This is a genomic window from Gemmatimonadaceae bacterium (genome assembly GCA_020852815.1).
In the GTDB taxonomy this organism is placed as follows: Bacteria; Gemmatimonadota; Gemmatimonadetes; order Gemmatimonadales; family Gemmatimonadaceae; genus SCN-70-22.
Window position 1 is genome coordinate 304,167 of the sequence record JADZAN010000002.1, and the last position, 13,337, is coordinate 317,503.

The following is a 13,337-nucleotide window of genomic DNA, read 5'->3' on the forward strand; positions in this document are numbered from 1 at the left end:
AGCGCCTCGGCAAGGGGTTCGGCACGGCGGCGCGTTCCGCAGGTCACCCCGTGTCACCTCACCTCACCTCACCTCACCTCAGCTCACCGCACCGCACCCCACGTCACCCCCTCACCCCCTGAGCACCTCGGCGGCGATCGCCATCGCCTTCTGCATCTCTTCCATCGTCCCCACGGACAGGCGCGTGTACGTCGTGAGCGGCGGGAAGGCTCTCCCCACCGCAACGCCGCGCGCGCGCATCGCCGCCCGGAACGCCATCGGGTCGCGCCGGATGTCGGTGAGGAAGAAGTTGGCGTGCGAGGGGACCACGGTGAAGCCAAGCTCCCGCATCGCATTCATCGAGAAGGTGCGCACCTGCGTGTTGAGCACACGCTGGCGCTCCACGTGGTCCAGTGCCTCGAGCGATGCCATCGCCGCGGCTGCGGCAAAGGCGCTGATCCCGCTTGGCGTGCGCCAGGGTTGCAGCCGGCGGATCGTCTCCGGGTGCCCGATGGCGTAACCGGCGCGGATCCCGGCCATCCCGTACACCTTGGAGAAGGTGCGGCTGACGAGGAGGCGCGGGTTCCGCACCGCCTCGGGGATCGCCGAGCCGTACGCCGGGTCGTCCACATACTCGAAGTACGCCTCGTCGACCAGCACCGTCGACTCGGGTGAGCGTGCATTGACCTGTCCCACGAAGCGCAGGAGGTCGGCGATCCCGTGCATCGTCCCCGTCGGATTGTTCGGGTTGCAGATGAAGATCAGCCCGGCGTCGCGGCACCGGTCCACCATCGCCGGCAGGTTGATGCGCAGCGATCCGTCGACCACGAGTTCCTCGAACGGTGTCCCGTTGCGCACGGCGACGTCGCGCGGCGTCTCGAAGGTTGGCGCCACCGTCAACAGTCGCTGAGTCTTCGAGGTGAGCGCTTGTGTGATGAAGGCGAGGATCTCGGTAGAACCGCATCCCAGGATCACCGACTCTGCCTTGACTTGGTGGTGCGCGGCGATCGCCTCGCGCATTTCGTCTTCAGGGGTGTCGGGATAGCGCGCGGCGACACCGAACATCCGCATCACCGCGTCGATTGCGTTTGACGAGGGGCCATACGGGTTCTCATTCGAGTTGAGCAGGATGAGGTCAGCGGCACTGTCACTCGAGTGCCGTGCGCCCAACGCGTTCGGCTCGCCATGGCGCCCTTCGGTCCCGCGCGCGGTGAGCCATTGCAGCGCCGGTGTGGCGTGCGATGCGGCGGGGAGCGTGAGCGGAAAGGCGAGCGCGCCGGCGCCAGCGGCGCCGATCGAGGAGAGGAAGGAGCGGCGTGAACGAGTCATCGGCGCGGGCGGTCGAGTGCGAGCGAGGGCGGCAGGGGCGGCGAGCGACGGTGCGAATGTACGGATCGGGATCGCTCATGGCGACGAATGCGCGCTCGAACTCGGGGGGCGAAGAGACGCCGAAGCGCATCGCCCGTCCCCGAATCGGCTTCCGGCACGAGTGACCGGGCAAACCGCTTTCGCAAGTAGTGATGCCGCAACGTGTTACGGATTGGCCCGAGAGTTGATTTCGGGGAATCAACGGGGTACTTTTCGCTGCTTCTCGCTCACGATCTTCCGTCCCCGCACTTCGGCCTCATGACTGCGCCCCACCAACGCGAGCGGATCGTCCCCCGGCTCATCGACGAAGAGATCAAGGAATCGTTCATCAACTACTCGATGAGCGTCATCGTTGCGCGTGCACTTCCCGACGTGCGCGACGGTCTCAAGCCGGTGCACCGGCGCGTGCTCTACGCGATGAACGAGCTGGGGCTCACCCCCGGGCGCCCGTTCAAGAAGGCGGCGACCGTCGTCGGTGACGTGTTAGGCAAGTACCATCCCCACGGCGACTCCTCGGTCTACGATGCGCTCGTGCGCATGGTGCAGGAGTTCTCGCTCCGCTATCCGTTGGTGGACGGCCAGGGAAACTTCGGGTCGATCGAGGGAGACCCGGCGGCCGCCTATCGGTACACCGAGGCGCGCCTCACGCAGATCGCCGTCGACATGCTGGCCGACATCGACAAGAACACCGTCGATTTCGCGCCCAACTTCGATGATCGCCTGCAGGAGCCCAAGGTCCTCCCCGCGACCTTTCCCAACCTCCTCGTCAACGGCTCGTCAGGCATCGCCGTCGGGATGGCGACCAACATCCCGCCGCACAATCTGGGCGAGATCGTGAAGGCCACCATCGCGCTCATCGACAACCCGGAGCTCGACGCGTCGGAGCTGCGGAAGTTCGTGAAGGGGCCCGACTTTCCCACCGGGGGCTTCATCTACGGGCGCGCCGGCATCAAGGACTACCAGGAGACCGGGCGCGGCAAGATCGTCATGCGTGCCCGCGCGATGATCGAGGAGAAGGAATCGACCGGTCGCTCGCAGATCGTCATCACCGAGGTGCCGTACCAGGTCAACCCGGTGAAGATCATCGACGACATCGTCGACCTGGTGAAGGAGAAGAAGCTCGAGGGGATCAGCGATCTCCGCAACGAATCCGACAAGGACGGGATGCGCATCGTGGTCGAGCTCAAGCGCGATGCCATTCCGCGCGTGGTGCTCAACCAGTTGTACAAGCACACGCAGATGCAGTCGTCGTTTGGCGTCATCATGCTGGCGCTCGTCCCCGACCCGCACACTCGGCAGCTGGTGCCGAAGGTCATGCCGCTCAGGGACGTGCTGGGGCACTACATCGCCCACCGGCACGAGGTCATTGTCCGGCGCACGCAGTACGACCTCGACAAGGCGCTCGAGCGGGAGCACATCCTCGAGGGGTTGAAGATCGCCGTCGACAACATCGACGAGGTCATCAAGATCATTCGCGCGGCCGAGGATACGCCGTCGGCAAGCGCCGAGCTGCAATCGCGCTTCAGGCTCTCCGAGCGGCAGGCCGAGGCGATCCTCAACATGCGCCTCGCGAAGCTCACCGGCCTCGAGATCGAGAAGCTGGAGGAGGAGCTGGCCGAGGTGCGCGGGATGATTGCGGAGCTGCGCCTCCTGCTCGGCTCCAAGGAGCGTCGCATGGCGCTCATGAAGTCGGAGCTCACGCAGGTCGTGGAGAAGTACGGCGACAAACGTCGCACGGAGATCACCAGCGACGAAGGCGAGTTCACCATCGAGGACCTGATCGCCGAGGAGGACATGGTCGTGACCGTGTCGCACTCGGGATACATCAAGCGCACCTCGATCTCGACATATCGCAAGCAGCGCCGCGGCGGCACCGGCTCGTCGGGCGCGGAACTGCGCGAGGGTGACTTCATCGAGCGCCTGTATGTCGGCTCCACGCACGACTACATCCTGATCTTCACCGACGACGGGCGTTGCTACTGGCTCAAGGTTTACGAGATCCCGCAGGCCGGGCGCGCGACGAAGGGGAAGCCCATCGTCAACCTGATCAACACGACTCCCGACACGAAGATCCAGTCGATGGTCTTCGTGCGCGAGTTCACGGCTGACCAGTTCCTCCTCTTCTGCACCAAGAACGGGACGGTGAAGAAGACGTCGCTGAGCGAGTACTCCAACCCGCGCTCGACCGGGATCAAGGCGATCAAGATCGAGGACGGCGACGAACTGATCGACGTGCAGATCACGCACGGGACAAACGACATCGTGCTGGCCACCAGGCACGGGCTTTCGGTCCGATTCCATGAGAGCGACGTGCGCGAGATGGGGCGCGACACGACCGGCGTGAAGGGGGTCGAGCTGCGGCCGGACGATCGCGTCGTCGGCATGGTGGTCATCAAGCGCGAGGCCACGCTGATGGTCGTGACGAGCAAGGGGCTCGGGAAGTGCTCGCACATCGACGAGTACCGCGTGCAGAAGCGCGGTGGCAAGGGGATCCTGACGCTCAACCGCACCGAGAAGACCGGTGACGTCGTTGCGCTGATGGAAGTGCTGGCGGAGGACGAGGTGATGATCATCACCCGCACCGGGATGATCATTCGATCCCCCGTCTCGCAGGTGCGCGTCGCCGGGCGCAACACGCAGGGGGTCAAGCTGGTCAACCTCGACGGCAGCGACCAGGTCGTGGCGGTGGCGCGCGTGATTCCGGACGACAAGGATGAGACCGGGGAGAATGGTGACGCGGGGGCGCCGGCTCCGGCGGATGCGAACGAGTTGCAGCTGGAGAGCGAGGACGAGTAGGCGCGTTCGTGGAGCCTTGTTGCGTACGACGGGCCGGCCTCGGAGAGGCCGGCCCGTCGTTGTTTCGCGGCGTAGCGGTCGACGCGTAGGTTCGGGTCTAACGATAGATCGGCTCGGTCCAGCAGCGGTCGATGGTGGTCTCGATGAAGACGCCGTTCTCGTACCAGTCGGTGACGTCGCAGACGGTTTTGTAGCCGCCGCCCCGTCCGACCTCCTTGGCGCCGCCCCCGACTCCGTAGGCGGGACTGCCGGTGGTCCCCCCTCCGCTACATCCTGAGCCATCGGGATCATCGCAGAGTGGCCCGGAAGGTGGCGGGGGCGCGGGTGGGGGAGCGACTGGTGCACAGTTGCGGTTGATCTCATTGGATCCGCCACTGTGATCGGTGGCGGTTTGCTTGAGGCCGGGTGGCACAAAGAGGCCCCAGGGCCACTCAACAGCGTGATCCGTGGAGTTGCTGCTAGTGAAGTGGCATCCGGTGGACACGGAGAAATCGTCCCACACGGCCGTCTTCGAGTATGCGGTGTCCGCGAACGTCTGGGTCCCCGACTGGGACCAGATTGGCATGACTGCCCCACCTACGCGAGCACTCACAGTGCGTTGCCCGGAGAAAGTGAACAGCTTGTTGGTGTTCTTGTTGGTGAAGGTGACCGACGTGTACATGAACTTCGAGCCGTTGACCAATACGATCGAAGCGGCGTTCGTGATTCGAATGCGCTCCTGTTGGTCGTCGACCAGAGCGTGAGTGCCTTGAGGATTCCGGCGCACCGATGATTCCTGCATGTCGACGAGGGCGGCGCGAATAGCGGCGGCACCCACGACTTCGACTGCATCGCCGTTTCGGATCAAGCGCGCGCGAGCCTTCGATGCTTGGCCCGCAGTCGCTGCCTCGGCATCGAGGGCGCCGAGTACGCTCGATAGGTCGGCCCGGATGCCAGGCCGCGACGCTTCGGATGCGGAGTCGCTCTGTCTCCGCGTGGAGTTTGCAGCGAGTCCCGTACTCGTCTCTGCGCAGGCGGCGGCAACGAAACTCGAGCAAGCGAGAATGAATAGGAGGAGAGCGTGGCGTGAAAGTTCCGAGAGTGCGCACGCAGAAGGCGCGCGACCCTGTGCAGGACGCGTGATGTGTGATGACATGGAAGTATCCCCGCGGGGGGGATCGAATGACGTCAGTCAGGCCCGCGCGCGGTGCCTACGCATTCGTAGAGGCTGCACGAGCTGGCGCCGGCCGCCGAAGACGGCCGTTCGGTTACCTATCGCGTAGGTACAACCAAGCGCCGGGTGGACTCCCACCAGAAGGTGACGACAGGAAGTCCGGGTCCGAAGAAGACGGCGGACCAGAGGCGACGAATGACATTGTCTTCGCCGATCGATATGCTGGATCGCCCAGCGAACCAGAACTGGTGACTGTAAGGCCCGTCACTTGTCCAGCGCGACCCATCCCACGAGAAGGTGTACGCACCAGATCGGTCGCCAACGTCTCCCGTGACGAGATGCAGGTTCGTGCGCCCGCAGGGATCGGTCCACACCGAACGGATCGACAAGAGGTTGGTGGGACTTGCGAACTCGATTCGCTGACGGACCTTTGCTTCTACGCGGTCCAACTCGACGCCACGAATCCGCGAAACTTCGAACAGATCGTCCGAGTCGATGTGCTGGAGCCAGAACACCCGCACATCGCCATTTGGGGCGGCGGAGATGACAGGTTGCTTCGCGCTGCCGCCGATCCGCGCTTGCAGCAGTTCTGCATTAGTCCACTGGGCGTCGCTGGCGCGCCGCCTGGAAAAGAAGACTGATCCGAACTTCGCATATCCGTTGCCCGTGACGGGCGAAGTGAAAACCACAAACACCTCACCGTCCCTGGCGATTCCGCTGACCGATTCCGGCACGACGATGCGACCTGCGTACACCGTCTCGTGCGTCCATTCCCCGTTCGCGAGAGACATCAGGACGAAGGGGTGTTCCGTCGGCTGGCGCCTACCAGGAATGAGAACGTGAAGCGTGCCTTTGTCGCCCGCGAATACCAACTGCTCGCTCGTCGTCTGATCCCAACGCACTAACTTCGATGCGAACAGGAGTCGCGGCTCGCTGCTCGACTGTTCTGTCACCTTCATCGTCCACAGCTGCGTGGCACCGGTGCCGCCGGTCGTATCGGAGATGGACTCGCCCGCCACTTCGCCCCAGAACAAGTGCACGACGTCGTCTCGATCGATCAGGGCGCGAACAGCGACGAAGGACATGTCGGCCCGCGGCTTCCTCACCTCTCGTGAACGCCCCGCACGGAGGTACCGCACGACCGCGATGGGTGTGACGGAATCTCCCAGGTTTCGTCCGCCGCCGAGCGCCGGAGGGAACTCCCCTGTGACGACTTGCAGCCCAGCGCTCTCAGTCATCAAGAACGGGTGAAGGCCGGCGGAGTCTTCCAGTGTTCTCCTCACCATCCGTGGCGGGGTCCATTCCGTATACGTGCAACGTTCCTGAGCTCCCAGGCCGAGTGAGCCGAGCGCGCACGCGCAAACGAACAGTGTTGCGACTCGAGCCGAGAGAATGGGGATGGAACGTCGCATTTGAGTCCTGGATCGGGCGTGGGTTATTCGACGGCGTGGGTGGCGAGTCACTCGCGCTGAAGCATCTGATGATGGTGCCGAATCTGGGGAAGGGCGTCAGCTGGCTGTCACCTGGACGAGCCTCCGGAGTCCGCGGCAGTTCCCACGCCCATAATCTGTCCGCGGTGATTCTCGCCTTCCTCATCAAAGCCTTGCGGATGGTATCTTTTCGCTGCCTGCCGCTCTGTCGAAGCCCCGACGGACTTGGCTGCTCGTGAAGGCTGTCGGAGGTCATGTATGCGCTCGGCTTTGCTAGCGATCCTTCTCTGTGGAACAACGGCGGTATCGGCCCAGTCGCCCCCCACCCTCACCCTCACCGCCCCCCTCGCCGAGCACCCCGAACCGCTCACGCAACCGAGCGCCATTCTCGAGTTGCGCGACGGCCGCGTCCTGGTCGCCGACACGAAGGACCGGCTCCTCTATCTCTACGACTTTGCGAAGGGCACCGCCACGCAGGTGTCGCGGCAGGGGGGCGGGCCGCTCGAGTACCAGTTCCCGGCAGGGATCTACGCCACCGGTGATTCGATCCTCGTGGTCGACATGCTGCAGCAGCGCTTTCTCGTCCTCGACGCCTCCGGTACGCCGCTGCGCTCGCAACGCCTGTCGACCGGCGGTGACCTCGCGATGTCGATCGTCAAGCTGGGGACGGTGATCGCCGTCGACGGGAAGGGGCGCGTCTACACCGAGTCGCGCGGGATGACGATCGTGCAGGGGAAGATGCCGACCTTCAGTGATACGATTGCCCTGGTGCGCTGGCAGACCATCGGCGTGCGCGGCGACACGATCGCCACGAGGGTCGAGCACACGGATATGCCAAAGATGGGGGGCGATCCCAAGGCGGGGCTGTCGATCAAGCTCCCCATGCAGGCGTTCGTCACTCGAGACTCGTGGGCGGTCTTCCCCGACGGGCGCGTCGCCGTGGCGCGCGCCTCGGACTATCACACCGAGTGGTACGACGCGGCTGGTCGCATGACGGTCGCCGGTCGCGTCCCATTCACGCCGCTCCCGATCACCGAAGCCGACAAGACGCTCGCCCGGAAGGCCACGAAGGACGCGTACGAACAGGGGATGAAGCTCGGGACGTCGATGGCGGCATCGAGCGGGCAGAAGATGCCGAAGATTGCGATGGAGGTCGAGGAGCCGGCGGCCTGGCCCAAGGTCAAGCCGCCGTTCGCCGCGGTTCGCGCAGCGCCCGACGGCCGGCTCTGGGTGGTGCGAGCGATCGGTGGGGCCACCGAGATCAGCGAGTACGACGTGATTGCACCCGACGGAAAGCTGGTGCGCCGCGTGCGCACGCCGAAGAACGTGACGTTGATCGGTTTCGGGAAAGGGGTGTTGTACGGCGTGCGGAAGGACGAGGACGACCTGCGCTACCTCCAGCGGTATCGCCTTCCGCAGTGAGCTGAAGGGGACGGCCGGCGCTCCGAGTCCCGACGCGCCGCGACTTCGGGGCTGCGCCCCAACTCCCAGCGTGCCCGCCTCAGGCCGCGCGCGCCAGGGCGTCCCGGCGAAGCGTGTCCCCACGCGCTGGGCGCCGCGGTTATCGCCAACCTGCGGGGCCGGGCGTGCGCCTCACGGTCCTGGTCGGTGCCGCACGGCGCGCGGCCGATGCAGGGCACGAGGCGAGTGGTGACGAGCGTGTGCGCCCTACCCGAACGTGTGGGATGGGGGGTCCATGCGGGGGGTCAGCCGTGCGCTGACGAGGGCGAATCGCACGATATTGGCGGCTGGATATTGCGAGCCAACCCGGGAGCGCGTTAGGATAGCGCCGCCCATCCGCCGTTTTGTATACACAACGGTATGCCCGAGAATCCGGGGGTGGCATCCCGCGCCGACCGCGCATCCGGATTCGCTTGGACAGCCTCTCCCCCCCCACCAACCCCAGGAGGCGTCATGAGCAATTCCCTTGTTCGAGGGCTTCTCGCCGCTGCGACACTGTGGTCCGTCGCGGCACAAGGTGCTGGTGCTCAGCAGGGTGGCGTCACGCGCATCACCGGTCGGGTGACCGACAGTGAAGGCGGTGCTCCGCTCGAAGGAGCGCAGGTGCGGATCGATGGTTCCCCCATCGGGACGATGACCAGCGCCGATGGTCGCTTCACGATGGTGCGGGTACAGCCGGGCACCTACCAGCTGCGCGTGGTTCGCATCGGCTACCTGTCCGACGTGAAGCCGCTGACGGTCACCGCCGGGCAGACGACGACGATCGACTTCGCGCTCAAGCGCGCCCCCTATCAGTTGGAAGCGGTCGTGACGACCGCGACGGGGCAGCAGCTCACGCGCGAACTGGGCAACTCGATCGCGAAGATCGATGCGTCCGAACTCGTCTCGAAGCAGCCCATCACGTCGATGCAGGATGTGCTGAACGGGCGCACCGCCGGCGTCACGATGATTGCCTCGAGCGGGACGGTGGGAGGCGGCGCGCGCATCCGTGTTCGCGGCCTGTCGTCGGCGTCGCTCTCCAACGACCCGCTGGTGATCATCGATGGCGTACGGGTTGAGCAGGGGAGCCCTGACATCGCAGCGGGCTTCGGCGACACGTATGTAGGTGGCGGGCGCCCGAACTTTCTCAACAACCTCAATCCTGAGGAGATCGAGTCGATGGAGATCGTGAAGGGGCCCTCGGCGGCGACCCTTTACGGCACCCAGTCGGCCAACGGCGTCATCGTCATCACCACCAAGAAGGGGCGCCAGAGCGCGCCCAAGTGGCAGCTCTTTGGTGGCGGCGGCACGTCGGAGAACACCTACGACTACGGCGCCCAGTACTACAACAAGGGCGTGCGCAAGAGTGGCGGAGGTGAGATCGACTGCACGCTTGCCCGCGAGGCCTCCGGGCTCTGCACGCTCACGCAGCAGTACCGTCGGAACCTCCTGATGGACGACTCGACCACGCCGTTCAAGACAGGCGTGCGCCAGAACTATGGCGCGCAAGTCAGCGGTGGGACGGAGTCGCTTCGCTACTTCGTGAGCGGGACGTGGGAGAACGAGATCGGCGTCCTGCAGATGCCGACATCGGAAACGGAGCTTCTCAAGGCCGAGCGCGACGTCGAGAGCGTGCCGCGCTGGCAGCGCCTCCCCAATCAGCTCGCCAAGTCGTCACTGCGCGGCAACTTCGGTATGCCGGTGTGGGGGAACGGAGATTTGCAGCTGTCGAGCGGTTTCATCTCGTCCTCGACGCTCATCCCGCAGACGGGCGACAATCTGTATGGCGTGATCGGGTCCGGGCTCTTCGGCACTGCCAACCCGCTCAACCCGGCGGGGTGGGGCTTCGCCTCACCTCGCCAGGCGTTCTCACGCGGCACCACGCGTGACGTGCGCCAGTTCGTTAATTCGGCCTCGGCCAACTGGAAGCCGCGCGACTGGCTGTCGACGCGCGCGATTGTCGGCCTGGACTTCATGAACTGGCAGGACGCCACAAAGATCCGCAACGGCGAAGGGTGCACCTTCTGCGGCATCGAGTGGGAGGGGCTTCGCGCGATCAACCGGTACAGTAACGAGCGCTACTCCGTGGATGCCGGCGCGACGGCCACGAAGAACGTCTGGACCGACTTCAACAGCAAGACGTCCATCGGCGTGCAGTGGAATCGCGACGGGCGCTTTGCCACGTACAACTCCGGGAAGATCCTTCCGCCGGGCGGTGCGACCATCGACGCCGGGGCGCAGAAGTCGTCCGCCGAACAAACTACCGAGTTTGTCACCGCCGGAGCATACATCGAGCAGCAAGTCGGATGGAAGGACAAGGTCTTCGTGACCGCCGCCGTGCGCCGCGACCTGAACTCCGCGTTCGGCAAGAATTTCGGCGCCGCGACGTATCCGAAGGCAACGGTGTCGTGGGTCATACGCGATGACGGCGCGGCCAAGTGGATCAACAACTTCCGGCCACGATTCGCGTGGGGCGTCTCGGGGCAGCAGCCGAATGCCAACGCCTCGATCACCTATCTCCGTCCCATTACCGCCACGTTGCTCAACAGCGAGGCGCCGGCCGTGACCTTTGGTGCGTTAGGCAACAATGATCTCAAGCCGGAGCGGTCGCGCGAGATCGAGGGCGGGTTCGACTTCACGACGCTCCGCAACCGCATCTCGCTGCAGGTGACCTTCTACGACAAGCGCACCGAAGACGCCATCGTCCAGCGTAACCTTCCCCCGTCGCAAACCGCCGGTGCCTCGGTCTTCGACAACGTCGGCGTCGTCAGCAACAAGGGGCTCGAGGTCTCGCTCAATGCGCGCCTCCTCGACAACAACCTCATCCAGTACGACGCACAGGTCGAGGGATCGTGGAACAAGAACCGGCTGGAGTCGTTGGCTGACGGGATCGAACCGTTCGGGGGCTTCGGCTACCAGAACGCACCTGGCCGCCCGCTGTTCTCCAATTACTGGCCGAACATGACCGGCTTCAAAGACGCCAACGGTGACGGTGTCATCGTGGCGAGCGAGGTCACGACGACGGGCGTATCGGTCTACGGTGGCCCCAGCGTCCCGACGCGCACGCTGTCGCTCAACAACACGATCGGGTTGCTCAAGAACAAGCTCCGCCTCAACGGGCTGTTCGACTATCGTGGTGGCAACGTCATGCACCAGATCTCCGACGGCTTTGCCTGCGCACTGGGCCCCAACAACTGCGCCGCGACGCACGTGAAGGGGACACCGCTGCGCGAGCAGGCGCGCGCCGTGATTGCGGGAGCCGCGCTGGGCGCATACTGGGAAAAGGGTGACTTCGTGCGCCTGCGTGAGGTGTCGGCGACCTACACGGTCCCGTCGCGTTTCGCCTCACTGGCCAAGGCGCGCGAGGCGAGCATCGTCCTCTCCGGGCGCAACCTGTGGATGTGGACCAAGGAGTTCACCGGCGCTGACCCGGAGTCGCAGACGTCGGGGACCGATGCCACGCCGTATTCGTTCGTGATGCTGGCGCAGCCCCGCTACCTCACGTTCCGCGTCAACCTGAGCTACTGATGCCTTCCGTCCACACGAAACCGGAGCCTGCCATGCAGACCATGCTTCCTCGTGTGCGCCGGAGCACCGGCCACACGATCGGTCGCGGAGTCCTCGCCCTGATGCTCGTTGCGTCTGTGGGGTGCTCGACCGACAAGATCCTGAAAGTCGACCGTCCGGACATCATCGATCCGGAGGGCCTCAACAACCCGAATGGCGTCAGCGCGATGTATGCGGGCGTCATCGGCGATTTTTCCAACGCGAACGCGGCCACGTTAGGCGTCGTCTCGACCACGGGGCTCATGTCGGACGAGCTGCGTTTCGGTGCGACACCCCCAGAGATTCGCCAGATCGATCAGCGTTCCGCGCCCGAGTCCAACACGCTCGTGGCGCAGGTCTACCTCCAGCTGCACATGCTACGAGGTCAGTCCGATCGTGCAGCGACGGCGCTCAAGAACGTGAACCCGGGCGATCCGCGCATCGGCGAGATGGAAGCCATGTCGGGCTATGCGCACATCATGCTCGGAGAGATGTTCTGCTCCGGCGTTCCGCTCGGCTCGCCGGGCGTGAATGCCGATCCGCAGGCGTCGACGCAGGTCTTCACGGCGGCAGTCACCAAACTGACGGCAGCAGTCACCGACGCCAGCAGCGATGCGCGGGCGAGAAACCTGGCCTCGGTACTGCGCGGGCGCGCCCTCGTGAACCTGGGGCAGTTCGACCAGGCGGCCACCGCGGTCTCAGCGGTACCGACGAGCTTCTCGTACGCGACGCTACACAGCCTCTCGACCGACTACCAGAAGAACGGCGTCTACGACTACATGTTCAACAACGACGGCCTGCTGGTGTCGGATAGAGAGGGGACGAATGGACTCAATTTCGGCACGGCGGGGGATCCTCGCGTTCCGATCTCGGGGACCGGCGGCCCGTCGCGATTCGATGGCCAGACGCCGCGCTACTACTACAACAAGTACGACTCGTTCGTCTCGCCTGTCCCGATCGTCACCGGCGTCGAAGCGCGACTGATCGAGGCCGAGGCGGCGCTTCGTGCCAACAACTTCACGCTCTGGGTGCAGAAGTTGAACGATGCCCGGGCGCAGTTCGGGATGACCGCCCTCACTGATCCGGGTACGGCGACGGCGCGCGTGGACCTGATGTTCCGCGAGCGTGCCTTCAGCCTCTTCCTGACCGGCCACCGCCTGGGCGACCTTCGCCGCCTCGTACGCCAGTACGGACGCACCGCGGCGCAGACCTACCCCACCGGCGCGTACCACAAGGATGGACTCCAGCTCGGGACGGACGTGCAATTCATCATCCCGCAGACAGAGAAGAACAACCCGAAGTTCACAGGGTGCCTGGATCGCAATCCCTGAACGGGATGCGATTCGACGAGAGGGGCGGGGCCTTCGGGTTCCGCCCCGTCTCGTCGTAACGGGCACATCCCTTGCCACATTCGCCCATCTTCGCGCGTTCAGCATTCGAGACGTATCCGAGTGGTTCAGGCGGGGGGGACGCGCCGGCGCCTGGCGGTGTATCGCCCGTGTCACGTGATGAGCCGCCCGGGTAGATTGACCTCCGACGTACGCACCACTCCGATTGGCGTCTCCCCCCCCGCAGGGCTCCTTGCACCTCCATCCGACGCGTTCCGTGGCTTCTTTCGGCGTTCC

7 protein-coding genes are annotated in these 13,337 nt (G+C 65.0%); 4 read left to right on the forward strand and 3 right to left on the reverse strand.

Features of this window, described 5'->3' with window-relative positions:
* Positions 1-111: 111 nt before the first annotated feature.
* Positions 112-1,308: a histidinol-phosphate aminotransferase family protein gene (locus tag IT359_02340; GenBank protein MCC6927807.1), complete on the reverse strand. Its 1,197-nt coding sequence runs from the start codon at positions 1,306-1,308 to the stop codon at positions 112-114.
* Positions 1,309-1,605: 297 nt separating this feature from the next.
* On the opposite strand from IT359_02340, the gene gyrA reads away from it, so the two are divergent.
* A complete protein-coding gene (gene gyrA, locus IT359_02345) occupies positions 1,606-4,143 on the forward strand; it encodes a DNA gyrase subunit A (GenBank protein ID MCC6927808.1) in 2,538 nt (845 codons plus the stop codon).
* A gap of 97 nt (positions 4,144-4,240) precedes the next feature.
* Here the strand turns inward: gyrA and IT359_02350 are convergent, their stop codons facing one another.
* Both IT359_02350 and IT359_02355 read right to left on the reverse strand, forming a co-directional pair.
* Complete coding sequence (locus IT359_02350) at positions 4,241-4,990, reverse strand: hypothetical protein (protein MCC6927809.1); 750 nt, start codon at positions 4,988-4,990, stop codon at positions 4,241-4,243.
* A 404-nt stretch (positions 4,991-5,394) separates the two neighbouring features.
* The gene (locus IT359_02355; GenBank protein ID MCC6927810.1) at positions 5,395-6,381 is read right to left on the reverse strand and encodes a hypothetical protein; all 987 of its coding nucleotides are present in this window, start codon (positions 6,379-6,381) and stop codon (positions 5,395-5,397) included.
* A gap of 603 nt (positions 6,382-6,984) precedes the next feature.
* Between IT359_02355 and IT359_02360 the strand changes: the two genes are divergently transcribed.
* The 3 genes from IT359_02360 to IT359_02370 all read left to right on the forward strand — a co-directional run bounded on the left by IT359_02360 (position 6,985) and on the right by IT359_02370 (position 13,043).
* Entirely contained in the window at positions 6,985-8,148 is a 1,164-nt protein-coding gene (locus tag IT359_02360; protein ID MCC6927811.1) for a hypothetical protein, read from the forward strand.
* Between the two features lie 492 nt (positions 8,149-8,640).
* Positions 8,641-11,694 carry a SusC/RagA family TonB-linked outer membrane protein gene (locus IT359_02365; protein ID MCC6927812.1) on the forward strand — a complete coding sequence of 1,018 codons (3,054 nt, stop codon included), beginning with the start codon at positions 8,641-8,643 and terminating at the stop codon, positions 11,692-11,694.
* 32 nt (positions 11,695-11,726) lie between these two features.
* Positions 11,727-13,043, forward strand: a complete 1,317-nt coding sequence (locus IT359_02370) for a hypothetical protein (GenBank protein MCC6927813.1) — start codon at positions 11,727-11,729, stop codon at positions 13,041-13,043.
* The last annotated feature ends 294 nt before the right edge of the window (positions 13,044-13,337 follow it).

Coding starts and splice junctions, on each gene's coding strand:
- IT359_02360 (MCC6927811.1), top strand. CDS start 6,985: ATGCGCTCGGCTTTGCTAGCGATCCTTCTCTGTGGAACAACGGCGGTA.
- IT359_02355 (MCC6927810.1), bottom strand. CDS start 6,381: ATGTCCTTCGTCGCTGTTCGCGCCCTGATCGATCGAGACGACGTCGTG.
- IT359_02340 (MCC6927807.1), bottom strand. CDS start 1,308: ATGACTCGTTCACGCCGCTCCTTCCTCTCCTCGATCGGCGCCGCTGGC.
- gyrA (MCC6927808.1), top strand. CDS start 1,606: ATGACTGCGCCCCACCAACGCGAGCGGATCGTCCCCCGGCTCATCGAC.
- IT359_02370 (MCC6927813.1), top strand. CDS start 11,727: ATGCAGACCATGCTTCCTCGTGTGCGCCGGAGCACCGGCCACACGATC.
- IT359_02365 (MCC6927812.1), top strand. CDS start 8,641: ATGAGCAATTCCCTTGTTCGAGGGCTTCTCGCCGCTGCGACACTGTGG.